Source organism: Isoptericola sp. NPDC056578 (assembly GCF_042793275.1).
Classification (GTDB): domain Bacteria; phylum Actinomycetota; class Actinomycetes; order Actinomycetales; family Cellulomonadaceae; genus Isoptericola.
Genome location: NZ_JBHTVC010000019.1, coordinates 1 through 25,519 on the forward strand (window position 1 = coordinate 1; position 25,519 = coordinate 25,519).

Annotated in this window: 26 protein-coding genes; 17 read left to right on the forward strand and 9 right to left on the reverse strand. The window is 75.8% G+C overall.

The window, feature by feature from the left end; genetic code table 11:
* Positions 1-50: 50 nt before the first annotated feature.
* Both ACFQ80_RS09640 and ACFQ80_RS09645 read right to left on the reverse strand, forming a co-directional pair.
* Positions 51-1,058: a DMT family transporter gene (locus ACFQ80_RS09640; RefSeq protein WP_430563492.1), complete on the reverse strand. Its 1,008-nt coding sequence runs from the start codon at positions 1,056-1,058 to the stop codon at positions 51-53.
* A 96-nt stretch (positions 1,059-1,154) separates the two neighbouring features.
* The gene (locus tag ACFQ80_RS09645) at positions 1,155-2,015 is read right to left on the reverse strand and encodes a hydrolase (RefSeq protein WP_430549119.1); all 861 of its coding nucleotides are present in this window, start codon (positions 2,013-2,015) and stop codon (positions 1,155-1,157) included.
* Positions 2,016-2,077: 62 nt separating this feature from the next.
* On the opposite strand from ACFQ80_RS09645, the gene ACFQ80_RS09650 reads away from it, so the two are divergent.
* Together ACFQ80_RS09650 and ACFQ80_RS09655 are read left to right on the forward strand one after the other, a co-directional pair.
* Positions 2,078-3,472, forward strand: a complete 1,395-nt coding sequence (locus ACFQ80_RS09650) for a sensor histidine kinase (RefSeq protein ID WP_430563493.1) — start codon at positions 2,078-2,080, stop codon at positions 3,470-3,472.
* Between the two features lie 80 nt (positions 3,473-3,552).
* Positions 3,553-4,164: a response regulator gene (locus tag ACFQ80_RS09655; RefSeq protein ID WP_430563535.1), complete on the forward strand. Its 612-nt coding sequence runs from the start codon at positions 3,553-3,555 to the stop codon at positions 4,162-4,164.
* 308 nt (positions 4,165-4,472) lie between these two features.
* On the opposite strand, the gene ACFQ80_RS09660 is transcribed toward ACFQ80_RS09655, so the two are convergent.
* Complete coding sequence (locus tag ACFQ80_RS09660; protein WP_430563494.1) at positions 4,473-4,976, reverse strand: nitroreductase/quinone reductase family protein; 504 nt, start codon at positions 4,974-4,976, stop codon at positions 4,473-4,475.
* 217 nt (positions 4,977-5,193) lie between these two features.
* Here ACFQ80_RS09660 and ACFQ80_RS09665 point away from each other — a divergent pair, with 217 nt between their 5' ends.
* From ACFQ80_RS09665 to ACFQ80_RS09695, 7 genes are all read left to right on the forward strand, one after another.
* Positions 5,194-6,087 (forward strand): ABC transporter ATP-binding protein, encoded by an 894-nt coding sequence (locus ACFQ80_RS09665; protein WP_430563495.1) that lies wholly within the window; start codon positions 5,194-5,196, stop codon positions 6,085-6,087.
* An 85-nt stretch (positions 6,088-6,172) separates the two neighbouring features.
* Positions 6,173-7,435 (forward strand): ABC transporter permease, encoded by a 1,263-nt coding sequence (locus ACFQ80_RS09670; RefSeq protein ID WP_430563496.1) that lies wholly within the window; start codon positions 6,173-6,175, stop codon positions 7,433-7,435.
* A 79-nt stretch (positions 7,436-7,514) separates the two neighbouring features.
* Positions 7,515-7,715, forward strand: a complete 201-nt coding sequence (locus ACFQ80_RS09675) for a DUF4177 domain-containing protein (RefSeq protein ID WP_430549113.1) — start codon at positions 7,515-7,517, stop codon at positions 7,713-7,715.
* Positions 7,716-7,820: 105 nt separating this feature from the next.
* Positions 7,821-9,155: a cytochrome ubiquinol oxidase subunit I gene (locus ACFQ80_RS09680; RefSeq protein WP_430563497.1), complete on the forward strand. Its 1,335-nt coding sequence runs from the start codon at positions 7,821-7,823 to the stop codon at positions 9,153-9,155.
* Positions 9,152-10,138, forward strand: a complete 987-nt coding sequence (locus ACFQ80_RS09685) for a cytochrome d ubiquinol oxidase subunit II (RefSeq protein ID WP_430563498.1) — start codon at positions 9,152-9,154, stop codon at positions 10,136-10,138. Before ACFQ80_RS09680 ends, ACFQ80_RS09685 begins: the two co-directional genes overlap by 4 nt.
* A gap of 140 nt (positions 10,139-10,278) precedes the next feature.
* Entirely contained in the window at positions 10,279-10,491 is a 213-nt protein-coding gene (locus ACFQ80_RS09690; RefSeq protein ID WP_430549110.1) for a hypothetical protein, read from the forward strand.
* A gap of 90 nt (positions 10,492-10,581) precedes the next feature.
* On the forward strand, positions 10,582-12,345 hold the full coding sequence (locus ACFQ80_RS09695) for a PQQ-binding-like beta-propeller repeat protein (RefSeq protein WP_430563499.1): 1,764 nt from the start codon (positions 10,582-10,584) through the stop codon (positions 12,343-12,345).
* On the opposite strand, the gene ACFQ80_RS09700 is transcribed toward ACFQ80_RS09695, so the two are convergent.
* Positions 12,316-13,020: a PadR family transcriptional regulator gene (locus ACFQ80_RS09700; protein ID WP_430563500.1), complete on the reverse strand. Its 705-nt coding sequence runs from the start codon at positions 13,018-13,020 to the stop codon at positions 12,316-12,318. The two genes, ACFQ80_RS09695 and ACFQ80_RS09700, sit on opposite strands and share 30 nt — an antisense overlap.
* 205 nt (positions 13,021-13,225) lie before the next feature.
* Here ACFQ80_RS09700 and ACFQ80_RS09705 point away from each other — a divergent pair, with 205 nt between their 5' ends.
* On the forward strand, positions 13,226-15,139 hold the full coding sequence (locus tag ACFQ80_RS09705; RefSeq protein ID WP_430563501.1) for a cation:proton antiporter: 1,914 nt from the start codon (positions 13,226-13,228) through the stop codon (positions 15,137-15,139).
* A 44-nt stretch (positions 15,140-15,183) separates the two neighbouring features.
* On the opposite strand, the gene ACFQ80_RS09710 is transcribed toward ACFQ80_RS09705, so the two are convergent.
* Together ACFQ80_RS09710 and ACFQ80_RS09715 are read right to left on the reverse strand one after the other, a co-directional pair.
* Entirely contained in the window at positions 15,184-15,993 is an 810-nt protein-coding gene (locus ACFQ80_RS09710) for an ABC transporter permease (protein WP_430549106.1), read from the reverse strand.
* A complete protein-coding gene (locus ACFQ80_RS09715; RefSeq protein ID WP_430549105.1) occupies positions 15,990-16,901 on the reverse strand; it encodes an ABC transporter ATP-binding protein in 912 nt (303 codons plus the stop codon). Before ACFQ80_RS09715 ends, ACFQ80_RS09710 begins: the two co-directional genes overlap by 4 nt.
* A 130-nt stretch (positions 16,902-17,031) precedes the next feature.
* On the opposite strand from ACFQ80_RS09715, the gene ACFQ80_RS09720 reads away from it, so the two are divergent.
* Together ACFQ80_RS09720 and ACFQ80_RS09725 are read left to right on the forward strand one after the other, a co-directional pair.
* Entirely contained in the window at positions 17,032-18,267 is a 1,236-nt protein-coding gene (locus tag ACFQ80_RS09720; protein WP_430563502.1) for a sensor histidine kinase, read from the forward strand.
* A 24-nt stretch (positions 18,268-18,291) separates the two neighbouring features.
* A complete protein-coding gene (locus ACFQ80_RS09725) occupies positions 18,292-18,954 on the forward strand; it encodes a response regulator (protein WP_430563503.1) in 663 nt (220 codons plus the stop codon).
* Positions 18,955-19,103: 149 nt separating this feature from the next.
* Here ACFQ80_RS09725 and ACFQ80_RS09730 read toward each other — a convergent pair whose 3' ends face one another.
* Together ACFQ80_RS09730 and ACFQ80_RS09735 are read right to left on the reverse strand one after the other, a co-directional pair.
* Positions 19,104-19,277, reverse strand: a complete 174-nt coding sequence (locus ACFQ80_RS09730; protein ID WP_430563504.1) for a hypothetical protein — start codon at positions 19,275-19,277, stop codon at positions 19,104-19,106.
* A gap of 152 nt (positions 19,278-19,429) precedes the next feature.
* Positions 19,430-20,221 carry a deoxyribonuclease IV gene (locus tag ACFQ80_RS09735; protein ID WP_430549101.1) on the reverse strand — a complete coding sequence of 264 codons (792 nt, stop codon included), beginning with the start codon at positions 20,219-20,221 and terminating at the stop codon, positions 19,430-19,432.
* Between the two features lie 76 nt (positions 20,222-20,297).
* Here ACFQ80_RS09735 and ACFQ80_RS09740 point away from each other — a divergent pair, with 76 nt between their 5' ends.
* The gene (locus ACFQ80_RS09740) at positions 20,298-21,122 is read left to right on the forward strand and encodes a hydroxymethylpyrimidine/phosphomethylpyrimidine kinase (protein WP_429763109.1); all 825 of its coding nucleotides are present in this window, start codon (positions 20,298-20,300) and stop codon (positions 21,120-21,122) included.
* Positions 21,123-21,143: 21 nt separating this feature from the next.
* Positions 21,144-22,826, forward strand: a complete 1,683-nt coding sequence (locus ACFQ80_RS09745) for an acyl-CoA dehydrogenase family protein (RefSeq protein WP_430563505.1) — start codon at positions 21,144-21,146, stop codon at positions 22,824-22,826.
* Between the two features lie 19 nt (positions 22,827-22,845).
* Here the strand turns inward: ACFQ80_RS09745 and ACFQ80_RS09750 are convergent, their stop codons facing one another.
* Positions 22,846-23,412, reverse strand: a complete 567-nt coding sequence (locus ACFQ80_RS09750) for a hypothetical protein (protein ID WP_430549099.1) — start codon at positions 23,410-23,412, stop codon at positions 22,846-22,848.
* A gap of 171 nt (positions 23,413-23,583) precedes the next feature.
* Here ACFQ80_RS09750 and ACFQ80_RS09755 point away from each other — a divergent pair, with 171 nt between their 5' ends.
* Genes ACFQ80_RS09755 through ACFQ80_RS09765 form a run of 3 tightly spaced genes read left to right on the forward strand, consistent with a single transcriptional unit; the run spans position 23,584 to position 25,510 of the window.
* Positions 23,584-24,255, forward strand: a complete 672-nt coding sequence (locus ACFQ80_RS09755) for a YceI family protein (protein WP_430549098.1) — start codon at positions 23,584-23,586, stop codon at positions 24,253-24,255.
* Complete coding sequence (locus tag ACFQ80_RS09760) at positions 24,252-24,767, forward strand: sigma-70 family RNA polymerase sigma factor (protein WP_430549097.1); 516 nt, start codon at positions 24,252-24,254, stop codon at positions 24,765-24,767. Before ACFQ80_RS09755 ends, ACFQ80_RS09760 begins: the two co-directional genes overlap by 4 nt.
* Complete coding sequence (locus ACFQ80_RS09765) at positions 24,764-25,510, forward strand: anti-sigma factor family protein (protein WP_430563506.1); 747 nt, start codon at positions 24,764-24,766, stop codon at positions 25,508-25,510. The genes ACFQ80_RS09760 and ACFQ80_RS09765 overlap by 4 nt, the downstream gene beginning before the upstream one ends.
* Positions 25,511-25,519 lie beyond the last annotated feature (9 nt).

Sequence of the window (25,519 nt, forward strand, 5' to 3'; positions counted from 1 at the left end):
CGACCGCCCTGGTCGTGGCGGCGTCGGCGCGTCCCGGGCCGTTCGGGCGGTCAGCGTCGGCGCAGCGCGCCCTCGAGAAGGGGGACGGCGACGGCGACGAGGGTGAGCGCCGCGCCGACGTACGTCGCGGCGCCGGGCGGCGCGACGGCGGGGGAGAGCACGTCGAGCACGAGCGCGCCCACCACCTGGCCCGCGATCATGCCCAGCCCGAGCAGCAGCACGCCGATGCGCTGCACGACGGCCGCCTGCAGGGCGATGAACGTGACGCCCAGCAGGCCGCCGGAGTAGAGCAGGAGGTCCGGCGGCAGGCCTCCCGCCGGGGCACCGCCGACGGCGAGCGCGACGCCCATGACCACGAGCAGGGCCGCCGTGCCCACGACGAAGCTGACGACGGTCGCCGCGATCACCCCGCCGTCCCCGCCGAGCCGGGCCCGGGCGCCCGCCGGGGTCGTGACGCGCACCGCCGACCGCACCCTGCCGTTGAGGGCCTGCTGGAACGACTGCAGCACCCCCGCCACCAGCGGGAACAGCGCGAGGGCGAGCGCCGCCGTGGACGCCCCCGCGCCGGAGACGACCACCACCGCGACGACGGTGAGGGCCGGGCCGAGCACGCGCCCGAGGGTGACCAGGCGGACGCCGCCGGGGGCGATGCCGACCCGGTCGATGACGAGCGAGCTCACCGACTGCCCGGCCACCAGGGCGACGGTGAAGACCGCCACGCCGAGGACGTCGACGGTCAGGCCCTGCGACATCACGAAGAAGGCGCCGCCGAGACCGCCGAGGCACTCCCACGGGCGCAGGCCGCCGGTGCGCAGCCCCGTCCCGACGCGGCGCACCGCGGCGCGCCCCGTCGGCGAGAACGCCAGAGCGACCAGCAGCAGCACCAGGCCGGAGCTGAACGAGAAGAACGCCGCGACGAAAGGGCTGTCCATCGCGGTGGCGAGCGAGCCGTTGACCCGGCTCTGCAGCGCGGCGGCGAGACCGGCGACGATCGCGAGCGCCACCCCGGCCGCCCGTCCCGAGCCGGTGCTGGGCGGGGACGTGGACGGCTGGCTCACCCCGGGAGTGTACGTCCGGGTCACGGCTCGCCCGCGCCCGCCGTCGAGCCTGCGGCGGACCCGGCCGGCGGCGCCGTCGAGCCGGCGGCGCGGTGATCAGGTGAGGTGGTCGAAGTCGCCGCGCGCCCAGGCCGCGTGCCGCTCGGCGGAGCGCAGCACGACGTCGCGCGCGTCGGCCGGGATCACCCCGTCGAAGTTGTTGTAGAGCCGGTCGAACGGTCGGCGGGCCACGTGCTCGGCGACGCGCGTCACGACCGTGCCCGACAGCGGGATGCGGTTGGGGTAGCTGCGCATGAAGCTCGCCGTGCGGTCCGGGTTGGCGAAGATCGTGTCGCCCGACAGGAGCACGCCGCGCCCGTCGGCACCGGTCCAGTGCACCACCGCCGAGCCGGGGAAGTGCCCGCCCGGCTGGCTGAGCACGACGCCGGGCAGCACCTCGCGCTCGCCGGACGCGTCCGGCGACCACGTCTCGATCACGGCGTCCGGGCGGGCCACCCAGCCGGCGTCGGCCTCGCTCACCAGGACAGGCACGTCGCGGCCGGTGGCCGCGGCCAGGCGGCGGCTCCACTCCACCTGCACGCCGAACATGTGCGGATGGCTGGCGGCGATCACGACGTCGCCGCCCGCGGCGGCCGACACGACCGCCGCGACGCCCACGTCGTCCACGAAGCCGAGCGGGTCCCACAGCAGCGCGCCCGCGTCGGTGCGCACCACCTTCGCCTGCTGCCCGATGCCCACGTGCGGCGTCGCGTGCAGGGCGAGCAGGTCGGGCTCGAGCTCGGCGACCTCGACGGCGAGGCCCTCGGCCGCGAGCTCGTCCAGGGTGGTCCATGCCTGGCCGGTCACGGGCACCCACTGGCGCTCGTCCGCGCAGATCGCGCAGACCTCCGGTCGGGTGGAGTGCTCGACGGCGCAGGTGCGGCAGATCCAGAAGTCCGCCGACGTGGGGAGGCTCATGGGCCCACACTTCCACCTCCTGGGGGAGGCGCCCACCGCATTCCCCTCTCTAGGCTGACCGGATGCCCCAGCACCGCGCCTCGTGGACCGCGCGCCTCGCCGACTGGTGGGGGATCGACTCGGGGTGGGAGCGCGTGCCCGCCGACCCCGCCCGCGCCTACCGCAACGACCTGTGGCTGGGCGCGGCGTTCGTTGTCGTCTCCCTCGTGGGCGCCGAGCTCGCCCGCAGCTTCGGGTACTTCGAGGACGAGCAGGCCCCGACCTGGCTGCTCTACCTGCTCGCCGCCCTGGGCGCCGCGCCGCTCATGTGGCGCCGGCGGTTCCCCCTGGTCGTGCTCTCCGTGGTGTACGTGCACTTCCTCGTGGTCGGGCTGACCGTCCCGATGGTGACGATCCTCGTGCCGCTGCAGGTCGTCTACTTCGTCGCGCTGTTCAGCGCGGTCGCGTGGGCGCGCGACCGGCAGGCGATGGCCCTCGTCGTGGGCGCCGCCCTGCTGGCGATGTTCGGGTGGCTGGCCTGGCAGTTCGCCGTCGGGGCCGGCATCGACGGCATCGTCGAGCAGATGGGGCTCGCCGACGAGCGGCCCGGCCTGGTCGACCCGGGGGTGGCGTTCACCGCGTACAACCTGCTCATCAACCTCGCCTACTTCTACGGGGCGGTCGTGGGCGGCCAGCTCATGTGGCACGGCGCGCGCCGGCGCGAGCAGCTCCAGGACCAGGCCGCGACCATCGAGCGCCAGACGGCGGAGCTGCAGCGGCAGGCTGTTGTCACCGAGCGGCTGCGCATCGCCCGCGAGCTGCACGACGTCGTCGCCCACCACGTGTCCGTCATCGGCATCCAGGCCGCCGCCGCCCGGCGGATGCTGGCCGGCGACCCGGCCTCGGCCGCCGCGCCGCTGGCCACCATCGAGGGCGAGTCGCGCGAGGCCGTGGCCCAGATGCGCGGGCTGCTCGGCACGCTGCGCGGGGTCGAGGACGGCGACGGCCCGGGCGACGCGGGCTCGGGCGGCGGGCGCGCGCCGGAGCCCGGGCTGGCCGACGTCCCGTCCCTCGCGGACGACGCCGGGCTCGACGTCGAGGTGCGGGTCGTCGCCGAGCCGGGCGCCGTCGACGCCGTGCCCGCGCCCGTCGGCCTCAGCCTGTACCGCACCGCGCAGGAGGCGCTGAGCAACGTGCGCAAGCACTCCACGGCCCGGTCCGCGCGCGTCGTCGTGCGCGTGGACCGCCGTCCGGCGCGGCGCGACGACCCGTCCGCGGACCGGTTCCCGCACGGCTTCGCCGAGGTGGAGGTGCTCGACGACGGCCGCCCGCGCCCCGGCTCCACGGGGACCGGGCTCGGCCTGGTCGGCGTGCGCGAGCGCGTCGCGACGCACGGCGGGATCGCCGACGTCGGCCCGCGGGCCACCGGCGGCTACCGTGTGCGGGTGCGCCTGCCACTGCCCGAGGACCGCCCGTGACCGGCCCCGACGCCGCCTCCGGGAGGCCGGTGCGGGTGCTGCTCGTCGACGACCAGCGGCTGGTGCGGTCCGGCTTCGCGATGATCCTGGGCGTCGAGGCCGACCTCGAGGTGGTGGGCGAGGCCGCCGACGGCGCGCAGGCGCTGGAGCAGGTGCGCGCGCTGCGCCCCGACGTCGTGCTCATGGACGTCCAGATGCCGGTGATGGACGGCATCGAGGCGACCCGCCGCATCGTCGCGGACGACCTCGCCAAGGTGCTCGTGCTCACGACGTTCGACGACGACGCCTACGTGGACGACGCCCTGCGCGCCGGCGCGTCCGGCTTCCTGCTGAAGAACTCCGACGCCGACCGGCTGGTGGACGCCGTCCGCACCGTCGCTGCCGGGCACGCGCTGCTCGCGCCGGAGGTCACGAAGCGCGTGATCGCCCGGATGGTCGCGGGGACGGGCGGCGGACGGGCGCGCCCGCCGGCCGTCGGGTCGTCGCGGCCGGACGCCGCCCTGGACCTCCTCACCCCGCGGGAGCGGGAGGTCCTGGTGCTCGTGGGCCAGGGGCTGTCGAACGCCGAGATCGCCGGCGAGCTGTTCCTCGGCGAGGCCACCGTCAAGACCCACGTCTCCAACGTGCTGGCCAAGCTGCACCTGCGCGACCGCGTGCAGGCCGTCGTCTACTACCACCGCGCCCTGACGTAGTACCTGGTGACGGTTCCCGCTGCTGAACCGTCACCGGGTGCTACGTCGAGGAACTGTGGATGACGCCGCCGGCCTGCCGCCCGGCTCGGCTTGGCTGGTGCGATGCCCCGCCGGATCGTGGTCCCCTCGTCGCTCGGCCGGCTCGCCGCGCTCCAGGGGGGCCTGGTGTCCGTCGCACGGTGCCGCGAGCACGGTCTGACGGACCAGCAGGCCGCTGCGCTCGTCCGGCAGGGGCGATGGCGGCGCGCGATGCTCGGCGTCCTCGACACCGGCATCCCCTCGGCGCGGGGCGACGACCGGTTCGACCGCTACCGGCGCCGCGGTGCGATCGTCGGCCCGCTCGCGTTCCCGGGCTCGGTGGCGACGGGTCTGGCCGCGGGGGTCAGCCGGATGACGGGCAGCTCGCGGTCCGTCCGGGCCTGGTACCCGGCGAAACCGGGGGACGTGGTCGTGACCGTCCGCCAGGCGGCGGCGCGCTCGGCCCCGTGCAGCTCCTCGGCGACGACGGGCACGGTCCGGCCGCCGGTCGTGACGGTCGCGCGGTCGGGGTGGGCCGCGAGGTTGAGGTACCAGGCGGGGTTCGCGCGGGCGCCGGCGGCGGACGCGACGACGATCCAGCTGCCGTCTCCGCCCGGGAAGCCGCCGACGGGGGTGGACCGCTCCTGGCCGGTCCTCCGGCCGATCGTCGTCAGGGCGAGCAGGTCGCCGGTGGCCCGGCCCGCGCGCCGCGCCGCCCGCCGGTTCCTGCCGGCGAGGAAGCGGCCGCGGGGCTGACGGGCGCCGCGGGTGCCCTGCGGGTTCGTGAACGTCATCGTGCTCTCCTTCGTCGGGGCGCCGGGTGCTCGCCGGTGGATCGTGCGTCCCGCTGCACGGTGCCAGGGCTCCGCGCCGACCGGTACCGACCGCCGTCGACCGCCGCGCGACGAAAGTCGGGGGTGCGCGGACGCGCCGGTCCGCCCCGCGGGGGAGGCGCGGATCTCCGCCGCCGGGCGGATCCGTCCCGGGCCCGCGTTCCGTAGCGTCGTCGTCATGGACAACGACTTCCTCGAGGTCCGGGGCCTGACCCGGACGTTCGGCGACCTCACGGCCGTCGACGACGTCTCGTTCGCGGCCCCGGCCGGGCTGCTCACCGGGTTCGTCGGCGGCAACGGCGCCGGCAAGACGACGACCATGCGGATGATCATGGGCGTCCTGGCGCCCACGGCCGGCGAGGTGCGGTTCGGCGGCGACCCGGTCACGCGCGCGGACCGCCGCGCGTTCGGGTACATGCCGGAGGAGCGCGGCCTCTACCCGAAGCAGCCGGTGCTCGACCAGCTCGTCTATCTCGCGCGCCTGCGCGGCATCGCGGCCCCGCGGGCCCGCGCCGAGGTGCTCGACATGCTCGACCGGCTCGGCCTGGCCGGCCGGTCCAAGGAGCACGTCGAGAAGCTGTCGCTCGGCAACCAGCAGCGCGTGCAGATCGTCGCCGCGCTGATGGGCACGCCGCGGCTGCTGGTGCTCGACGAGCCGTTCAGCGGCCTCGACCCGGCCGCCGTCGACGGCATGGTCGACCTGCTCGCCGAGCACACCGCCCGGGGCGTGCCCGTGCTGTTCAGCTCGCACCAGCTCGACCTCGTGGAGCGGCTGTGCGAGCGGCTCGTCATCCTCAAGTCCGGTCGCGTCATGGCGGACGGCGCGCCGGCGGACCTGCAGCGGACCGGTGCGCTGCGCCACCGGCTCGTCTCGGGCGGCGACGCCGGCTGGGTGCGCGGCGTCCCCGGCGTGCACGCGGTCGACGTCGACGGGTCCGTCGCGCTCCTCGAGGTGGCCGACGACGCGGCGCTGCAGCGCCTGCTCGCCACCGGCCTCGAGCGCGGCGGCGTCCGCGAGCTCACCCCTGTCCGGCCCACGCTGGCCCAGATCTACCGCGAGGTGACCGCGTGAACGCGCGGAGCCCCCGCGGAGGTACGCCGAGGAACGAGGGGTGCCGGAGTGAGGCACCGCAGCGTTCGCGCGAAAGGAGCAACGCATGACCACCACCACCCCCACCCGCCCGGACACGCAGGGCACCCTCGACCGGACCGGCGAGGAGAGCACGCGCGGTGCGTGGCTCGTCGTGATGAAGCGCGAGATCGTGGTGCGCGCGCTCAACAAGACGTTCCTCGTGGGGCTGCTCGTCTCGGTCGCGATCATCGCCGCGCTGGCGGGGTTCATGGCCTGGCAGGGCAGCAAGACGGAGAGCTTCACGGTGGCCGTCGTGGCCGGGGACGCCGCCGGGACGGCGTCCGTCGAGTCCGCGGCCGCGATCCCCGAGGAGCAGGGCGGGGGCGCCGAGCTCACGACCCTCGAGGTGCCCGACGACGAGGCCGCCCGCGCGGCGCTCGCGGACGGCGACGCGGACGCCTGGCTGCACCCCGCCGACGGGAGCGACGCCGGGTCGACGGACGGCGGCTGGGTGCTCACCGGCCAGGCGGCCCCCGACAGCACGCTGACCCGCCTGCTCACGGCCGGCGTGGCCGCCCAGGCGCTCGACGCCAACGCGCAGGAGGCCGGCACCACCGCCGCCGAGCTCACCGCGGGCGGCACCCTGACCACCGACCGGGTCGACGGCGACGCCGTGGACTCGCAGACGCTGTTCTTCGCATCGTTCGCCCTCGCCCTGCTGTTCTTCATCGGGGCGCTCGGCTCCGGGCAGATGATCGCGGGCAGCGTGGTGGAGGAGAAGCAGTCGCGCCTGGTGGAGATCATGGCCACCGCCGTGCCGCTGCGGCACCTGCTGGCCGGCAAGATCCTCGGCAGCTCGGTCGTGGCCCTGGCGCAGAACGTCGTGTTCGCGGCCGTCGGCCTCGCCGCGCTGTCGTTCACGCCGACGGCGTCGATCCTGCCGTCGCTGTCGACGTCGCTCGTCTGGTTCGTGCTCTTCTTCGCCGTCGGCTTCCTCGGCCTCGCGGCCCTGTACGCGGTGGCGGGTGCGCTCGCGTCGCGCACCGAGGACCTGCAGCACACCACCACCCCGATGACGATGGCGATCATGGGCGTGTACTTCCTGACGTTCTCCGCCAGCGGCACCTTCGAGACGGTCCTGTCGTACGTCCCGGTGGCGAACGTCGTCTCGATGCCCGTGCGCGTGCTGTCCGGCGACGCCGCCTGGTGGGAGCCGGTCGTGTCGCTGCTGATCCTCGCCGCGTTCGCCGTCGTCGCCCTGCTCGTGAGCGAGCGGGCCTACCGCGGGGCGCTGCTGCAGACCGGCGGCCGCATCGGGTGGCGGAGCGCCCTGGCGGCGCGCGCCTGACCGGACGGGCGCACCGTCCCACCGGAGCACCGACAGCACCGACAGCACCGACAGCACCGATCAGCGAGGGAGACCGACCATGACCGCACCGACCACCGCGTGGGAGCACAAGGTGCTCACCTACAAGCTCGCGATGCGCGGCTTCGACTACGCCCAGATGGAGCGTGACCTCAACGACCTCGGCCGGGACGGTTGGGAGGCCGTGGGGACCCTGTCGCCGAGCTACGGGGCCGGCCAGGCCATCGAGGTCGTGGTCGTCGTCAAGCGCCCTGCCGCCTGACGCCGCCCGCGGGGTAGGGGAGTCCCCCGAAATCGCTCAGGGTTGTCCCCCGAAGGTCCCGAAAACCCTGGGACCGCGGGGTTCGGGCGCCCTAGCGTCAGCCGCATGACCGCCGTCGACGCCGCCCGCCTGCAGTTCGCGCTGCTCGCCGGGACGCACTTCCTCTTCGTCCTGGTGACGCTGGGGCTCGGGCCCGTCGTGGCGATCCTGCAGACCCGGTGGGCGGCGGCCCGCGACGCCGGGCGGGCGGCGACGCTCGAGACCGCCACCCGGTTCTGGGGCCAGCTCTACCTGGTCAACTACGCGCTGGGCATCGCCGCCGGCATCGTCATGGAGCTGCAGCTCGGCCTGCACTTCCCGGGCCTGCTCGACGTGGCCGGCGGCGTGTTCGGCGCCCCGCTGGTGATCGAGACGATGGCGGCGTTCTTCCTGGAGTCCACGTTCCTCGGGCTGTGGGTGTTCGGGTGGCACGTGCTGCCGCGCCGGGCGCACACCGCGGCGTTCTGGGCGGTCGTCGTCACCGGCTACCTCTCGGCGTTCACCGTGATGGTGGCGAACGGCTTCCTGCGGAACCCGGTCGGCTTCGAGCTGGTGGACGGCGTGGCCCGCGTCACCGACGCGGCGGCCCTGGTCACCAACCCGGCGGCGCTGCTGTCGGCGCTGCACGTGGTGGGGGCGTGCCTCATGGCGGGGGCGTTCCTGCTGGTCGGGGTCAGCGCGTGGCACCTGCGCCGGGCGCCGTCGCGGCTGCCCGGCGTGGTCGCGGCCGGCCTCCCGGGCGCCGTGATGTCGCCGGAGAACGACGTGTGGCGTCGCTCGATGCGGATCGGGCTGGTCACCGGCACGGTCGGCGCGTTCGTCGCGACCTCCTTCGGGTACGCGCAGTTCGAGTACCTGCAGAACGTGCCGGGCGGCGACCCGCCGGTCGTGGGCATCGCGTACGCGGTGATGCAGGGCGTCGCCGGCCTGGCGTTCGTCGTCGGGTGCGTGCTGCTGCTCCTGCTGCCCGGCAACGTGCTGTTCCGCCTGTGGCGGCCGCTGCGCAGCGGCCTCTACGGCACGCTCACCGTGCTGCTGCCGGTACCGTTCCTCACGGCGCTGCTGGGCTGGGCGGCCCGCGAGATCGGCCGCCAGCCCTGGGCGATCGCGGGCGTGCTGCGCACCGAGGACGCCGTGTCCGACGCGTCCGCGGCGGCGGTGATCACGTCCCTCGTGGTCCTCGTCGGCGTGATGGTCACCCTCGCCGTCGTGGACTGGTCCGTCATGGCGCGCCTCGCCCGCCGCGGCACGACGCGCCTCGCCCTCGGCGCCCCGCCGGCCGACGTCCTGCGCGACGCCGACGACGAGCCCGACGGCGATCCCGGCGGCGGGCCCGGCGCCCGGGCCGAGGACCGCACCGAGGACCGCACCGAGCTCCTCACCTTCGGAGGCACGCGATGAACGCCCTCGGCTGGGGCCTCCTGCTCGCCGCCCTGCTCGCCGGCTGGGCCGCGCTCGACGGCGCCGTCCAGGGCGGCGTGCCATTGGTGCGCGCGCTCGGCGGCCGCGACGACGCCCGCCGCCGCACGGTGCTGGCCACGGTCGCGCCGTTCCTCCTGCTGGGGGAGGTGTGGCTCGTCGCCGCGGCGGGCGTGCTGCTCGCCGCGTTCGGGCACGTCGAGGCCGCGCTCTGGGCCGCCGCGTACCCCGTCGTGGTGGCGCTGCTGGTGGCCTGGGTGGTGCGCGACGCCGCGCTCTGGCTGCGCAGCCGCCTGCCGTCGCCGGGCTGGCGGCGGGGGTGGGACGTCGTCGGCCAGGCCGCGAGCCTCGCGCTCCCGGCGGCGTTCGGCGCGCTGGCGGGGGTCGCCTGGGTGCGGTTCTCGGTGGTCGGGGCGCAGGCCGACGGCGGCTCCGGCGCGGCGCAGGCGATCGCGCTCGGGCTGCCGGTGCTCACGGCAGGGCTCGCCGTCGCGACGACGCGGGTGCACGGCGCGCTCGTCGTCGCGGGCCGGGCGCCCGAGGCGGTGGCGCGGGAGGCGCGCCGCCGCGTGCGCCGCGCCCTCGTGCCGGCGGCCGCGCTCGCCACGCTGGCGGCGCTCGGCGCGCTCGCGGTCGCCGCCCTCGGGACGGCGTCGGCCCTGGTGGCGGCCGTGCTGCTCGTCGCGGTGGCAGGCGTGGCGCTCGCGGCCCGGTTCGACCTGGACCGCGGCGTGCACCGGACCGGCGTCGTGCGCGCCTCCGGCCCGCTGCTCGCCGTCGCGCCGGTCGCGGCGACGGCAGCCGTCGTCGGGCCCGCGGCGCTCGCGCTCGCCGCGCCCGCGGCGGTGCTGCACGGGCTGACGTGGCCCGTCCTCGGGGCGTTCGCCGCCGTCCTCGCGGCGCAGGCCGTGAGCTGGCGCGTGCTGGTGCGCCCGCTCGGGCCGCGCACCGCGGTCTTCCTCTGAGCGTCGCCGCCGAGCACTTCCTCCGAGCGCTTCCTCCGAGCGCAGTCCTGACGCGGTCGTGACGCCGGGGCAACACCGCGGAAACGGGGGACGCGCAGCATGAGAGGAGCGGCCGCCCGGGCCGCGCGAAGGAGGCCCCCATGGCTGTCACGATGCCCGTCCCCACGCCCGTCCCGGCCCCGTCGCGGGCGGTCCTGCCCTCGCCGCACTCCGCGACCGCCCCCGGAGCGGGCCGTCGCGCCAACCCCGGCGACCGCCTCACGGTCGACCCCGACGACCGCCGTCGGCGCGCCCGCACCGCGCTGCTGGAGCTGGCCGTCGCACGCTCCGTCGAACGCCGCCGGACGGTCTGAACGGTGGTCCGGGCGCGGGCCTGAGCAGGGCCTGCGCAGCGGGGTCGCGCACGGGTCGCCGGGCGCGGGGGCCAGGCTTAGGTTCGAGAGGTGGCCCGACGACGCGGCGCCCGCCCGGACGCCTACACGTTCGACCTCGACGTGGACGGCGTGGCGCCGGACGACGCCGAGGACGGCGCAGCCGCGCCGGTCGTCCGAGCCACCCGGAGCGCCGGGCCCAGGAGCCCGCTCCTCATCGACCTCGACCCGGACGACGTCGACGACGGTCTCGACGAGCCCCCACCGCCGTCCGGCGCCGGCGCGGAGCCGCTCACGTGGCGCCGTGCGCTGGGCCGCGCGCGCGACGCCCTGCGTGGCCGCCGGCTGGTGGTCGCGGTGGTGGTCGTCGCGGCGGTGCTCGCGGTGATGGTCGTCGACACGGTGGGCGACCGGGGCCGTCTCGCCGCGCTGCGCGCCGCGCCCGGCGGCGTGCTGGACCTGAGCGCCGAGCCGCGCGAGGTGTGGCGGGTCGAGGCGGAGGGCAGCGTGCCGGGCGGGCTCATGGCGGTGGCCGGCGGGCTGGTGGTGGCGCAGCACCGGGACGCGCTCTTCGGCCTGGACGTCGAGACGGGCGAGCGGCGCTGGCGGGTGGGGCTCCCGCCCGGCGCGAGCTCGTGCGGGCCGGGGATGCAGGTGTGGTCGGGCGGCGCCGAGACGGACACCGCGGACCGGATCGTGTGCGTGACGGCGACGCTCTCCGACGGCGGTGCCTCGGAGGGCGACATGGTGCGGCGCAGCACGGTGACCGTGATCGCCGCCGACGGCACCGTGGAGGGCACGCGGGAGGTGGAGGGGTCCCCGGCCGAGCTGTACCCGGGCGGCGACGGCTCGCTGGTCTCCGTCGAGTGGGTGGGCGACGCGTCGCCCGTGGACCCGCGGGTCGCCGACGACGTCGTGGCCGGCACCGCCGACGCGGGGGACATCGCGGACGGCTACGACCTGCGGGTCCGGGTCGAGGACGCGGTCACGGGGGAGCGGCGCTGGCAGCAGACGGTCCCGTTCGACGGGACGGTGGACCCGTCGCTGTGCGTGCGGTGGTCGGACGACGGCACGACGTCCGGGGTGGACCTGCGCGGCGGCGTCCAGACGGTGGTCACCGACCGCCTGCTGTGGCTCGGCGGGTGCGGCATCGACGCGTGGTTCACTCCCGACGGCGCCCGCCTGGACCGGTCCGCGGACCCCGGGACGTTCGAGGGGTTCTCCGTGGAGTCGCTGACCGGGGGCGGCTACGTGGTGCGGACGGACGCCGACGCCCTGCGCGCCGACAGCCCCACCGCGACCGACCGCATCCTGCGCGACGACGGCAGCGAGGTGCGCGAGGTGCGCGGGCGGTACCTCGTGCCGCTGAGCACGGACGGCGGCGGCGACGGCGTGCACCTCGCGCGGCGCGGCGAGGCGACCGTGGCGACCTCCGACGACGGGACGGAGCTCTGGCGGACCGACGTCCGCAGCACCACCGTGCTGGTGCGGACCGCGCAGGTGGCGGTGGTGGTCGACGAGGGCCGGCGCGTGTACGGCGTGGACCTCGGCACGGGGGACGTGCTGTGGGTGCGGCCCGACCTCGTGGACGGGCTCGACGCGATGGGGGCGTACGGGCCGCGGTTCGTCGACGCGGCGTTCACCGACGGACGGCTGGCCGCGTTCGTGGTGCCGGACTACGCCCGAGGCGACGTCGTGCACTGGGTAGCGCTCGACGCCACCTCGGGTCGTCAGCTGTGGCAGGTCGAGCTCGGCGGCGACGGCTGGGGGGTCCAGCTCGCGGTCGCCGGCCGGCTCGTCCGCCGGTCACCGACCGAGATCGTCGGCCTCGGCTGACGGCTCGTCGTCGGCGTCGACGTCGGGGGCGGTGTCGTCCGCGAGCACGAGGTAGACCTCGCGCCGCGCCTTGTCGAGCACCGCGGCCGCGGCCTCGGCCTGCGCCCGGGTGCCCGCGCGGGCGACCTGCTCGACGGCGCCGCCCAGGGCGCGCATCGCGTGGTGCAGCTCGTGGCCCTGGCGTCGCGGGTCCTCCGCGACCTTCTGCCACGGGGTGCCGAGCTCCTCGCGGTGCTCCTCGACGTAGGCGCGGCCGGTGTCGGTGAGCGACGCGAGACGGCGCCCGCCGTCGTCCGCCACCGCGACGAGGCCCTCGTCCTGGAGCTGGGAGATGGCCGGGTAGACGGCGCCCGGGCTGGGGCGCCAGCGACCGTCGGTGCGCTCGGCGAGCTCGGTGATCACCTGGTAGCCGTGCATGGGCTGCTCGGCGAGCAGCAGCAGCAGGGCGGCGCGGATCTCACCGCGTCCGGCCCGGCGGCCGCCGCCCCGGTGGCCGAAGCCGGGGCCGAAGCCCGGGCCGGGAGGGAACCCGGGGCCGAAGCCGCCGGGGCCGGGGAAGTCGCCCCGCCGGCGGCGGTCGCCGCGCGGGCCGGGCTGACGGTCGAAGGGGTGCCGGTCGAAGGACCGGGGGTCGTAGGTGCGGGGGTCGAAAGAGCTGTCTCGGGGGGTACGCATGAGCGGTGTCCTCACTGGTTCGGGATTCTGAGGTGGGTGTCGGCCGGGGAGCGCCTGCGGCGTCTCTACCTCAACTGGCGACGTATCTAAGATAGGACGCGATATATCGTTAGGCAAGCCCGGAAGAGTGTGACCTGGGTCACTCTGATTCCGGTTCGGTGACGGCCGCGGGAGAACGTTCGGGCGGGCGCTTACGTTGTTCGGCATGGACGTCCTCCTCTTCGGCGTGCTCGCGGCGGTCGTCGTCATCGCCGTCACCGCGCTGGCACCCCGGGCCGGGGTCGCCGCACCGCTGGTCCTGGTGCTGATCGGCGTCGCCGTGAGCTTCCTGCCCGTCGTGCCGGCCATCCCGATCAACCCCGAGGTGATCCTGGTCGGGGTGCTGCCCGCGCTGCTCTACGCCTCGGCGGCGTCGTTCCCGTCCATGGACTTCCGGCGCGACTTCACGGCGATCGGCGGGATGGCCGTGCTGCTCGTGGTCATCTCCGCGGTGCTGCTCGGGTTCGTCTTCTCGTGGGTGATCCCCGGGATCGACCTCGCCGCCGGCATCGCGCTCGGCGCCATCGTCAGCCCCACGGACGCCGTCGCGACGTCGATCATCAAGAAGCTCGGGGCACCGCAGCGCGTCGTCGTCATGCTCGAGGGCGAGGGGCTGCTCAACGACGCCACGTCGCTGGTGCTGCTGCGCTCCGCCATCGCCGCGACGGCGGCCAGCGTCAGCCTCTGGGGCGTGGTCGGCAGCTTCCTCAAGGCCGTGCTGCTCGCCGTGCTCATCGGCGTGATCGTCGGCCGCCTGGGCCTGTGGGTGCGCGAGCGACTGGGGAACGCGGCGCTCGCCACGGCGGTGTCGTTCGTGGTGCCGTTCGCGGCCTACCTGCCCGCGGAGGAGCTGGACGCGTCGGGCATCGTGGCGGCCGTGGCGGCCGGCCTCGTCACCAGCACGCTCTCCGCGCGCCACCTCAGTCCCCAGGACCGGGTGGCGGAACGCATGAACTGGCGGACGATCGAGACCCTGCTCGAGGGCGGCCTGTTCCTCGCCATGGGGCTCGAGGTGTTCGGGCTGGTCCAGGACGTGCGGGAGGCGCACGGGTCGCTCTGGACGGCGGTCGGCGTCGCTGCCCTCGCCGCCGTGGGCGTCATCGCGCTGCGGGCGCTGTTCGTGCTCCCGCTGCTGCGCTACCTCGCCGCGCGGCGCCGCCGGGCCGAGCAGGTCCGCGAGACGCTCGACCGGATGGAGCGGAAGGTCTCCGCGAGGCTCGACGAGTTCACCGACCCGAACGGGATCATCACGCCCGACGCCGCGAAGGCGCTGTCGGCCGTGTGGACGCAGGGCGACCAGCGCGTGTGGGAGGCCGGCAACCCGCGCCGCCAGGTCCGGCGGGTGCAGCGGCGGGTGCAGCTCGAGGCCGAGAAGCGGCGGGCCGCGGCCGCGGGCGGGCTGTCCGACGACCAGAAGGAGCGGATCCGGCAGCGCCGGTCGGACCGGATCGCGGAGTTCCGCCGCCGGTTCACGCGCCGCATCGCCGACGTCGACTACCTGCTCGCCGCGCCCCTCGGGCCCAAGGAGGGCGTGGTCATCGTGTGGGCGGGGATGCGCGGCGTCGTCACGCTGGCGGCCGCGCAGACGCTCCCGTCGGACTTCCCGCAGCGGTCCCTGCTGGTCCTCATCGCGTTCGGCGTCGCCGCGGGCACCCTGCTGGTGCAGGGCGGCACGCTGCCCTGGGTGGTGCGCCGGCTGGGGCTGTCGGGCGTCACGTCGTCGCGGTTCGACGAGGGCACGCAGGGGCTGCGCGAGATCGTCGACGGCACCGCCCGCGACATGCTCGACGACCCGGGGCTGCGCCGCAAGGACGGGACCCCGTACGCGCCGTACGTCGTGGAGCGCGTGCGGACCGTCGTCGTGCGCGAGCAGGCCGACCAGGACGAGGAGGAGGCGACGCCCGAGGAGCTGTCCACCCAGTTCTTCGAGCTGCGCCTCGCGACCATCGCCGCGCAGCGCAAGGCCCTGCTCGAGGCCCGGGCCCTGGGCACGTTCGACTCGGACCTGCTGAGCAGGGCCCTGGACCAGCTCGACGCCGACCAGATCGCCGTCGAGATGCGCGGGCACCTCGACGGCTGACCCGGCCGGCTGACCCGGCCGGCTGACCCGGCCGGCTGATCTGGTCAGGACGACGAGATCTCGCTGCGCGCCGTCCGCCACAGGCCGCCGGCCAGGGGCGCGACCACCCAGATGAGCGTCGCGGTGGCGAGGTGCGCCCACCCCGCGCCGTCCGGCCACACGGTGCTGGTCAGCGGCATCGCCGCGGTGGTCAGGTCGATCCACGGCAGCACGTCCGCCATCCCGGGGACCAGACCGCCGAGGAGGTTGAAGAGGGTGGGCGCGAGGAACAGGGTCACGATCGCGCCCGGGGTGCTGCGCAGCACCAGGCCGAAGCCGACGCCCTGCGCCATGTAGAGCACCGTCGTGATCGCCAGGCCGCCGACGAGTGCTCCGGTGGCGTCCCAGGCGGGCGTGGCGTCGCGGAACGCGACCACCAGGACGTGGGCGAGCGCGGCGAGCCCGACGGCGAGGACGAGGAGCGCGACGCCGGAACCGATCGCGCCGACCACCTTGGCCAGCCCGACGCGCGTGCGGCGGGGTTCGAGCGTGAACGTCACCAGGGCGGTCCGCTGGGACCACTCCGACGTCGCGGCGAGCACGCCGACGATGGGCAGGAGCATCGCCATCGGCGTGGTCGTGCCGACGACGAAGGCGGCGAACGAGTGGTTGCCGCCGTTCACGGCCATCATCACGGCGAGCACGCCGGCGGTGACGATCGCGATGACGGCGAGCATCCAGCGGCCCGCGCGGGTGTCGAGCTGCTTGCGCCACTCGACGAGCGTGAGGGTCGCGAAGGACACGGGGCGGAGGTCGGCGCCCGGACGGTTCGTGCGGCTCGCGCGGGTGGCGCGGGTCGGGGTCGCGGTGGTCATGCCGACACCTCCATACGGGTCTGCTCGCGGGCGTCGTCGGCGGTCAGCTCGAGGAAGAGGTCCTCGAGGCCGCGGGAGTCGGCGGCGCGCAGCTCGGCGAGCACGACGCCCGCGGCGGCGGCCGCGCGGCCGACGTCGATGGGCTCGGCCTCGACGGACAGCCCGCCGGTGGCGAGCTCCTCGACACCCGCACCGCCCTGGCGCAGGGCGAGGGCGAGCGCGCCGTCGTCGGTGGAGCGGACGAACGTGCCCGCCTGGCGCAGCAGGTCGTCCTTGTGGCCCTCGGCGACCACGCGGCCGCGGCCGATGACGACGATCCGGTCGGCGACCGCCTCCATCTCGCGCAGCAGGTGCGACGAGAGCAGCACGGTGCCGCCCCGGGAGGCGAAGTCGTCCAGCAGGTCGCGCATCCAGCGGATGCCGGCGGGGTCGAGCCCGTTGGCCGGCTCGTCGAGGATCAGCACCTCGGGGTCGCCGAGCAGCGCGGACGCGAGCCCGAGCCGCTGCCGCATGCCGAGGGAGTACTGGCCCACGCGGCGGGCGGCCTCCCGCCCGGTGAGGCCCACCAGGTCGAGCGTGGTGTCGATGCGGCGGCGGTCGACGCCGGTCATGAGCGCGGCGAGGGTGAGGACCTCGCGCCCGGTGCGGCCCGAGTGCTGGGCGGCGGCGTCGAGCAGCACGCCCACGCGCCGGCCGGGGTTGGCGAGCGCCGTGAACGGCTTGCCGAGCACGCGGGCGGAGCCCGACGTGGCGGGCGTGAGGCCGCAGATCATGCGCATCGTCGTGGACTTTCCGGCGCCGTTGGGGCCGAGGAAGCCCGTTACGTGACCGGGCTCGACGGTGAACGACACGTCGTCCACGGCCACGGCCGGCCCATATCTCTTGGTCAGGTGCTCCACGGTGATCATGGCTCCACCCTGCCCGGGCGCGGGCGGGTGCCGCGTCCGGCGAGGGGATGGTTCGTGTCCTCCTTCCGGAGGATGCGGCGGCGACCACCGGCGGATGCCCGCGGCCCCGCGGCTGCCTAGGCTCGACGTCGTGCCGACCGCCCCTGCCCGTCCGTCCCGAGCCCGCCGCGTCTGGGGCGAGACGTGGCGCGTGCTGGTGGCCCTCCTGGCCGGCCTGACGGTGATGGTCCTCGTCGCGTGGGAGGTGGACACCGGGCAGCGGGAGATGACCGACGGGCAGTGGGCGCTGGACTTCGTCGTCGGCCTGGTGGGTCTGGCGCTGCTGCCCCTGCGCCGCAGGGCACCCCTGACGATCGCCCTGGTGCTGAGCGCCGCCGCGACGGTCTCGTCCCTGGTGGTCGGGGCCGAGACGATCGCGGTGATCTCCCTGGCCACGACCCGGCGCTGGTGGAAGGTCGCCGTGGTCGGCGTGGTGTTCGTGGCCGCGGGTCGCGTGCACAGCTCGCTGCACCCCTACGTCACGCCGGAGTCGTACGACCGGTGGATCGAGATCGTCGGCGGCGCGGTCATGTACGCCCTGTTCGTCTGGATCGGCGCGTACATCGGCCTGCGCCGGGAGCACCTCGCGTCGTTGCAGGAGCGGGCCGAGACGGCCGAGCGGGAGCAGGTGAGCCGGGTGGCGCAGGCGAGGACGGCGGAGCGGACCCGCATCGCGCGGGAGATGCACGACGTGCTGGCCCACCGCATCTCGCTCGTCGCGATGCACGCGGGCGCCCTGGCCTACCGCACCGACCTGCCGCCGGAGAAGGTCGCGGAGACCGCGGGCGTGGTCCGGGACAACGCGCACGCCGCCCTGGCCGAACTGCGGGAGGTGCTGGGCGTGCTGCGCGACCCGCTCGCCGGGGACGCGCCGCCGGAGCCGCCGCAGCCGTCGCTGGCCGACCTCGCCGACCTCTTCGCCGAGGCCCGCGCGAACGGCGCCGACGTCCGGGTCGACGGGCCGGTCGACGACCTGGCGGAGCGCACGGGCGGGCTCGGGGAGGCGGTCAGCCGGCACGCGTACCGGATCGTGCAGGAGGGGCTGACGAACGCGCGCAAGCACGCTCCCTGGGCGCCGGTGTCCGTGTCGGTGGCGGGCGCGCCGGGCGAGGGGCTGGCGATCGTCGTGCGCAACCCGGTGCGCAGCGTCGGGCCGATGCCCGAGGCGCCCGCGCCGCCGCCGTCGGGCCTCGGCCTGGTGGGGCTCACGGAACGCGTGGAGCTCGTCGGCGGTCGCCTGACGTACGGCACGACGGCGGACCCGGCGTCGCGCGACGGGCGCGCCGCGGCGTTCGTGCTGGAGGCCTGGCTACCGTGGGCGGCATGAGGTGGACGGCATGAGGTGGACGGCATGAGCGAGAAGACGCGCGTGGTGCTGGTCGACGACGACGCGCTGGTGCGCTCCGGGCTCACGCTCATCCTGGGCGGCGACGCGGACCTGGAGGTCGTCGCGACGGCGTCGGACGGGCTCGAGGCGCTGGACGTCGTGGCGCGCGAGCGGCCCGACGTCGTCCTCATGGACATCCGCATGCCGCGCCTGGACGGCATCGAGGCGACGCGCCGGCTCCGGTCGGTCCCCGACGCCCGGGTCATCGTGCTCACCACGTTCGACGCGGACGACATGATCGTCGAGGCCCTGCGCGCGGGCGCGGCAGGGTTCCTGCTCAAGGACACCCCTCCCGATCGCCTGGTCGCCGCCGTCCGGGCGGCCGCGGCGGGGGAACCGACGCTCTCGCCGCGCGTCGCGGAGCAGCTCATCGCCCAGGTCACCGACCGCTCCGCCCCCGACGGCCGCCGGGCCGCCGCCGCGCGGCTGGAGACGCTGACCGGCCGCGAGCGCGACGTCGCCCTCGCCGTCGCGCGCGGGCTGTCCAACGCCGAGGTCGCCGCCGAGCTCTACATGAGCGTCCCGACCGTGAAGACGCACGTGTCGCGCATCCTCACCAAGCTGGACGCCGCCAACCGCGTGCAGGCCGCGATCGTCGTGCACGACGCCGGGCTCGCCGCCGGCTGAGCGGCTCCCGCCCGACCTGCGTCAGCGTGTCGCACGTCGGCGCGTCGTCACGCCGTGACCCTGGCGTGGCGTGGTCGAGGTCGAGGTCGAGGTCGAGGTCGAGGTCGAGGCCGGGGGCCGGTGAGGTGGGAGGTGGCGTGGTGGTGCTGTCACCAGGGCGAGCGGGACAGAGGAGCCTCCGTGAGCAGGTCGGAGACCCGGCACCCGTAGAGGACGGCGATCCGCCCGATCTCGTCGAGCGACCACGGCACCTGACCCGTGTACCGGGCGGAGTTCGCCGAGCGTGAGCGCCCGAGCGCCATCGCGAGATCCTGCTGCAGCATCCCTCGCCGCGCGGTCTCGTACCGGACCGCCCCGGCCGCGACGGCGGCGATGTCGGGGTCGACGTCCGGGTCCGTGGGCGGGCTCCCTTAGGTGCTCACGTCACCGATGCTGGCGGACCCCGGCGTCCGTGATCGCCCGTCGTCCACAGGCCTCAGGCGGCCAGGCGCTCCCGCAGCCACGCGATGTCGGGGCCCATGTCGCCGTGCGTCTCGCACACGACGGGCGCGCCGGCCGCGGCGACCACGCCGACGAGCAGCTCGGGCGGGATGTTCCCGTCACCGAAGTGCGCGTGGCGGTCGGCGCCGGAGCCCGCCGTGTCGCGGGAGTCGTTGGCGTGCACCAGGTCGATGCGGCCGGTGATCGCGCGGATGTCGTCGACCGCCGTGGCGAGGTCGATGCCGCCCGCCCACGCGTGGCAGGTGTCGAGGGTGAAGCCGACGTTCTCGGCGCCGTTCGCCCGCATCACCGCGGCCCAGAGCATCTCCAGCCGGTCGAGGCGGCGGGCCATGGAGAAGTCGCCGCCGGCGGTGTTCTCGATGAGCACGGGCACGTCGGTCTCGAGCGCGTCGATCGCCTTGCGCCAGTTGTCGAAGCCGACGTCCGGGTCGTCCTTCGCGGTGACGTGCCCGCCGTGCACGACGACGCCCTTCGCCCCGATCTCGCCGGCACCGGTCATGATCTGCTGGAGCAGCTTGCGGCTGGGGATGCGGATGCGGTTGTTGGTGGACGCCACGTTGATCACGTAGGGCGCGTGCACGAAGACGTCGATCCCCGCGGCCGCCGTCTCCTCGCGGAAGGCCTCGGCGCCGCCGGGATGGTCGAGCGGCGGCACCTTCCACGCCTGCGGGTCGGAGAGGAACACCTGCGCCACCTCGGCCCCGATCTCCTTCGCCTGCGCGACGGCGTCGGACAGGTCGACGTGGGCCCCGATCTTCACGCTCATGCGCCCACCCTACGGATCGCGCCCGACAACGCCCGCTCGACAACGCCCGTCCGCCGCCGTCGTAGGCTGGCCCACCATGAGCACCACGCCGCCGCTCGCGTACGTCATCGCCGGGTCCGAGGCCACGGGAGGGGCCGGGATCCAGGCCGACCTCAAGACCTTCCAGCAGCTCGGCACCTACGGGGTGGGCACGCTGACCTGCATCGTCTCGTTCGACCCGAAGCACGACTGGGGCCACCGGTTCGTGCCCGTGGAGCCGCAGGTCATCGCGGACCAGTTCGAGGCCGCGACGTCCACCCACGCGCTGGACGTCGTGAAGATCGGGATGCTCGGCACGCCCGCGACCATCGACGTCGTGGCCCGCTCGCTGGAGACGCAGCCGTGGCGGCACGTCGTCCTCGACCCGGTGCTGATCTGCAAGGGGCAGGAGCCCGGCGCCGCGCTCGACACCGACACGGCGCTGCGCGAGCGCGTGCTGCCGCTGGCCACGGTCGTGACGCCCAACCTGTTCGAGGCCAAGACGCTCGCCGGCATGGACGACATCACGTCCGTCGAGGAGCTGACCGAGGCCGCGCGCCGCATCCACGCCCGCCTGGGCGACGGCCACGGCCGCCGGTACGTGGTCGCGAAGGGCGGCGTCGAGCTGGCCGGCCCGGACGCCGTCGACGTCCTGTTCGACGGCGACGAGGTCACCGTCTTCGCCACCCCCAAGGTGGGCGAGGAGCGCGTCTCCGGCGCCGGCTGCACGTTCGCCGCCGCCATCACCGCGGAGCTGGCCAAGGGCGCCGACGTGCCCGAGGCGGTCCGCGTCGCGAAGGACATGGTGACGCAGGGCATCGAGGCGCGGGTCGAGGCCCGCACGCCGTTCGACACCGTGTGGCAGGGCGCTTACGCCTCCTGAGGGCCTGAGGAAGGAGCCGCCGTGACCGTCGACGAGGACGTGCACGCGGGCGGGCACCGCACGCACGAGGTCACGAACCAGCCGCCGGAACGGGCGGACGTCAACGAGTACCTCGACTTCCCGGTGCTGCGCGGCGCCGTGCACGCCTTCGGCGGCGGCTGGGGCGAGGAGCGGCTCGTCGAGGCGGGCGCGCACGTCGGGAGCGCGACCTTCCAGCGGTCCGCGGAGCTCGCGAACACCCACGAGCCGGTGCTGCGCACCCACGACCGCCGCGGGCGCCGGATCGACGAGGTCGAGTACCACCCCGCGTACCACGAGGTGATCGCCGCGGCCGTGGCGCGCGGAGCCCACACGAGCGCGTGGGCCGACCCCCGGCCGGGGGCGAACGTCGTCCGCGGCGCCCTGTTCTCCCTGTTCGGGCAGGTGGAGCCCGGGCACGCGTGCCCGGTGTCGATGACGCACGCGGCCGTGGCCAGCCTGCGGCACGCCCCCGACCTGGCGGCCCTGTGGGAGCCGCGGCTGCTCGCCACCGGGTACGACGGCGCGCTCGTCGCGCCCGGCACCAAGCCCGGCGCGCTCGTGGGCATGGCGATGACGGAGAAGCAGGGCGGCAGCGACGTGCGGGCGAACACGACCCGCGCGACGCCGGCCGGTGACGGCACGCACGTGCTCACCGGTCACAAGTGGTTCTGCTCGGCGCCGATGTCGGACGCGTTCCTCGTGCTCGCGCAGGCGCCGGACGGCCAGTCCTGCTTCCTCGTGCCGCGCGTCCTCGAGGACGGCACCCGCAACGTGCTCCGCCTCCAGCGGCTCAAGGACAAGCTCGGCAACCGGTCCAACGCGTCGGCCGAGATCGAGCTGGACGGCACCGTCGGCCACCTGGTGGGGGAGCCCGGCCGCGGCGTGCGCACCATCATCGAGATGGTGCAGCGCACCCGCCTCGACTGCGTGCACGGCAGCGCGGCCGGGATGCGCCAGGGCGTCGCGGAGGCGCTGTGGCACGCGCGGCACCGGACGGCGTTCGGCGCCCGCCTCGTCGACCAGCCGGCGATGACGGCGGTGCTCGCCGACCTCGCGCTCGAGTCCGAGGCCGCGACGCTCACCTCGATGCGGCTCGCGGCCGCGTACGACGCCGGGGGCGAGGACGGGGGCGACGACGGCGAGCGCGCGTTCCGCCGCCTGGCCACCGCCGTCGCGAAGTACTGGGTGTGCAAGCGCGGCCCGCAGCACGCCTACGAGGCGATGGAGTGCCTCGGCGGCAACGGCTACACCGAGGCGTTCCCGCTGGCCCGGCGCTATCGGGAGCAGCCGGTCATGGCGATCTGGGAGGGCTCGGGCAACGTCGTCGCGCTCGACGTGCTGCGCGCCATGACCCGCGAGCCCGGGTCGCTGGCCGCCGTCGACGCCGAGCTCGCGCTCGCGGCCGGCGCCCACCGGGACCTCGACGCCCACCTCACCGCGACCCGCGACCTGCTCGCCCGGCTCGCCGGCGCTGACCCCGCCGAGCAGCAGGCCTCCGCGCGCCGCGTCGTCGAGGCCCTCGCCGTCGGGCTGCAGGCGTCGCTCATGGTGCGGTACGCGCCGAGCACGGCGGCCGACGCGTTCGTCGCGGCCCGGCTCGGCGACGGCCGCGGCCACGGGTACGGCGTCCTGCCGCGCGGCACCGACGCCGCCGCGATCCTCCGGCGGCACGCCGCCCCGTGACGCGCGTCGCGGCGGCGGGTCAGTAGCCCCCGCCGTCCGAGCCGGCCATCGTGGTGATCTCGGAGCCGTCCGGCGCCACCACCCACCAGATGTCCTGCAGGCCCTGGCCGTCGACGTCGCCCGGCGCCGCGTCTCCCGCGTAGAGGTAGACGGGGCGGCCGTCGAGGGTCACCTGGGGCTCGCCGTCGTTGCCGGGGATCGTGCCGACCTCGGCCGTCACGCCCTGCACCTGCGGGGTGCCCTTGCCGGCGTGCACCGGCGGCCACGCGGCCAGGCACTCGCCCGTGCACGCGCTCTCGCCCGAGCCGGCCTTGTCCGGGGTGTAGTAGTAGACGGTCATGCCCTGGCCGTCGACGACGACCGTGCCCAGGCTGGTCTCGGCCGTGCTCAGCGCGGCGGTGCCCGCCGACCCGCCGTCGGACGACGAGCTCGGCGAGCTGCCCGCCGTGCCGCCCGTCGAGGTGTCGGTGGGGGTGCTCGCCCCGCCGCCGTAGCTGCCGCCCCCGCCGCCGCCGCACGCGGCCAGGGTGGTGGCGAGCGCCGCCGCCGCGGCGAGGGCGGCCAGTCGTGACCTCGTGGTGCGCATGATGACTCCTTCGGCTCGGGCGCTCCGCTCTGGTGCTGCTGTGAGGGACGACGAGATCGCGGCGCCGCGGGTTCATCGGGGCGGCACGGGACGTGAACCTCGCGGGGGCCTGCCTCGTCGTGCGGGGTGGAGCCGCGCGGGCGGGCGCGGCCCGGGGCGGAGGGAGCGGTCGTGCGCCGACGGACGAAGGTGCTGATGGGGGCGGGAGCCGGGCTGGTCCTGCTCGGCGGCGCCGCCGTGCTCGTCGGGCCCGGTCTGTACGCCGACCACGCCAACCGCGCCGCGGCGGAGCCCCCGACGCTCTCCACGTCGGGGGCTCCGCTCGCCGACCCGGCCGGCCTCGACGGCACCTGGGTCGTGGCGTCCGGCTCGGAGGCCGGCTACCGGGTGCACGAGGTGCTGCGGGGCGAGGACGTGACCGTCACCGGACGGACGGACCAGGTGAGCGGCAGCGTGACGGTGGAGGGCGGGGAGCTGACGTCGGGCGACGTGACGGTCGACGTCGCGAGCATCCACACCGACGAGCCGCCGCGGGACGCGTACTTCCGTGGCAGCGTGATGGAGGTGGGGACGTTCCCGACCGCGGGCTTCACGGTCACCGAGCCGGTGCCGCTGGCCGCCGGCGCCACCGAGGTGGAGCTGCCGGGCGAGCTGACGGTGCACGGGGTGACGCGCGACGTCGTGGCCACGGCCCAGGTCGCGGCCGTCGGCGACGGCGTGCAGGTCGCAGCCAGCGTGCCGGTGACGTTCGCCGACTTCGACGTCGCGGCGCCGTCCCTCGGCTTCGTCCGCGTGGACCACGAGGGCGCCGTCGAGATCTCGCTGGTGCTGGAGCGGTCGTGAGGCCGCGCTCCCGCGCCGAGGAGGAGCTCCTCGAGGCCATCCACGCCGCGCACGCCCCGGACCTGCAGCGCTTCGTCGCGCGGCTGGTGCCCGACGGCGCCGACGCGCAGGACGTCGTGCAGGAGTCGCTGCTGCGCCTGTGGCGGCACCCGGAGGTGCTGGAACGGCCGGAGGAGTCCGTGCGCGCCTGGCTGTTCACCGTGGCGCGCCACCTCGTGGTCGACCAGCTCCGCAGCGCGCGGCACGCCCGCGAGCGCGCCACCGGGCACCTGCCCGAGCAGCCCGAGCCCGACCGCACGCAGGCCGTCCTGGACGCCTGGCTCGTCGCGGACGCGCTCGCGGACCTGTCGGCCGAGCACCGCGCCGTCGTCGTGGGCGCCTACTACCGCGGGCGGTCGGTCGCCGAGCTGGCCGACGAGCTCGACGTCCCGCCCGGGACCGTGAAGTCCCGCATGCACTACGCCCTGCGCGCCCTGCGGCTCGCCCTGCAGGAGAAGGGAGTGACGCCATGACCGCGCCGACCGACCCGTACCGCGAGTGGGACGCCGCGTACGTGCTGGGCTCGCTGAGCCCGGCCGACCGGCGCGCCTACGAGGAGCACCTGGCCGGCTGCGACGCGTGCCGGGCGGCGGTCGCGGAGCTGGCCGGCGTGCCCGGGCTGCTCGCGTCCGTGCCCGCGGAGCACGCGCTCGCGACGGACCCGCGGGACACGGTCGTGGGCGGGGACGCGGGCGTGGGTGACGGCGACCGGGCGGACGTCGTGCCCCTCGCGGCCCTGGCCGACGCGGCCCGGCGCTCGCGTCGGCGCCGGCGGTCGCTGGTCGCGGTCGCCGCGTCGGCGCTGCTGGTGGGCGGGGTCGGCGCGGGGCTGGCCCTCGGCGGCCCGGGGGAGGCCCCCGGCCCCGGCCCGACCCCGTCGTCGCCGGTCGCGCAGTCCACGGCGGTGGAGCTCGAGCCGGTCGGTGCGGTCGACGTGCGGGCGTCGCTCAGCGCGACGGCCCGGCCGTGGGGCACGAGCCTGGAGTGGAGCTGCACCTACCCGCCGAGCTCGGGCGGCTACGACCCGGCGGGCGCGCCGACCTACGAGCTCGTCCTCGTGGACGACGACGGCGGCCGCACCGTCGCCGCGACCTGGACCGGGTCGGGGACGTCCTCCGCCGGCCTCGGCGCGGCGTCGTCCGTGCCGCTGGACCGCATCGCCCGCGTCGAGATCGCGCACGCGGGCGGCGAGACGCTGGCCGCCGCCGTGCTCTGACGGGCGCCG

What these genes read in the sequence shown, in the direction of transcription:
- ACFQ80_RS09645 (WP_430549119.1), bottom strand. Translation starts at nt 2,015, where the DNA reads ATGAGCCTCCCCACGTCGGCGGACTTCTGGATCTGCCGCACCTGCGCC.
- ACFQ80_RS09650 (WP_430563493.1), top strand. Translation starts at nt 2,078, where the DNA reads ATGCCCCAGCACCGCGCCTCGTGGACCGCGCGCCTCGCCGACTGGTGG.
- ACFQ80_RS09655 (WP_430563535.1), top strand. Translation starts at nt 3,553, where the DNA reads ATGATCCTGGGCGTCGAGGCCGACCTCGAGGTGGTGGGCGAGGCCGCC.
- ACFQ80_RS09660 (WP_430563494.1), bottom strand. Translation starts at nt 4,976, where the DNA reads ATGACGTTCACGAACCCGCAGGGCACCCGCGGCGCCCGTCAGCCCCGC.
- ACFQ80_RS09665 (WP_430563495.1), top strand. Translation starts at nt 5,194, where the DNA reads ATGGACAACGACTTCCTCGAGGTCCGGGGCCTGACCCGGACGTTCGGC.
- ACFQ80_RS09670 (WP_430563496.1), top strand. Translation starts at nt 6,173, where the DNA reads ATGACCACCACCACCCCCACCCGCCCGGACACGCAGGGCACCCTCGAC.
- ACFQ80_RS09675 (WP_430549113.1), top strand. Translation starts at nt 7,515, where the DNA reads ATGACCGCACCGACCACCGCGTGGGAGCACAAGGTGCTCACCTACAAG.
- ACFQ80_RS09680 (WP_430563497.1), top strand. Translation starts at nt 7,821, where the DNA reads ATGACCGCCGTCGACGCCGCCCGCCTGCAGTTCGCGCTGCTCGCCGGG.
- ACFQ80_RS09685 (WP_430563498.1), top strand. Translation starts at nt 9,152, where the DNA reads ATGAACGCCCTCGGCTGGGGCCTCCTGCTCGCCGCCCTGCTCGCCGGC.
- ACFQ80_RS09690 (WP_430549110.1), top strand. Translation starts at nt 10,279, where the DNA reads ATGGCTGTCACGATGCCCGTCCCCACGCCCGTCCCGGCCCCGTCGCGG.
- ACFQ80_RS09700 (WP_430563500.1), bottom strand. Translation starts at nt 13,020, where the DNA reads ATGCGTACCCCCCGAGACAGCTCTTTCGACCCCCGCACCTACGACCCC.
- ACFQ80_RS09705 (WP_430563501.1), top strand. Translation starts at nt 13,226, where the DNA reads ATGGACGTCCTCCTCTTCGGCGTGCTCGCGGCGGTCGTCGTCATCGCC.
- ACFQ80_RS09710 (WP_430549106.1), bottom strand. Translation starts at nt 15,993, where the DNA reads ATGACCACCGCGACCCCGACCCGCGCCACCCGCGCGAGCCGCACGAAC.
- ACFQ80_RS09715 (WP_430549105.1), bottom strand. Translation starts at nt 16,901, where the DNA reads ATGATCACCGTGGAGCACCTGACCAAGAGATATGGGCCGGCCGTGGCC.
- ACFQ80_RS09725 (WP_430563503.1), top strand. Translation starts at nt 18,292, where the DNA reads ATGAGCGAGAAGACGCGCGTGGTGCTGGTCGACGACGACGCGCTGGTG.
- ACFQ80_RS09730 (WP_430563504.1), bottom strand. Translation starts at nt 19,277, where the DNA reads ATGCTGCAGCAGGATCTCGCGATGGCGCTCGGGCGCTCACGCTCGGCG.
- ACFQ80_RS09735 (WP_430549101.1), bottom strand. Translation starts at nt 20,221, where the DNA reads ATGAGCGTGAAGATCGGGGCCCACGTCGACCTGTCCGACGCCGTCGCG.
- ACFQ80_RS09740 (WP_429763109.1), top strand. Translation starts at nt 20,298, where the DNA reads ATGAGCACCACGCCGCCGCTCGCGTACGTCATCGCCGGGTCCGAGGCC.
- ACFQ80_RS09750 (WP_430549099.1), bottom strand. Translation starts at nt 23,412, where the DNA reads ATGCGCACCACGAGGTCACGACTGGCCGCCCTCGCCGCGGCGGCGGCG.
- ACFQ80_RS09765 (WP_430563506.1), top strand. Translation starts at nt 24,764, where the DNA reads ATGACCGCGCCGACCGACCCGTACCGCGAGTGGGACGCCGCGTACGTG.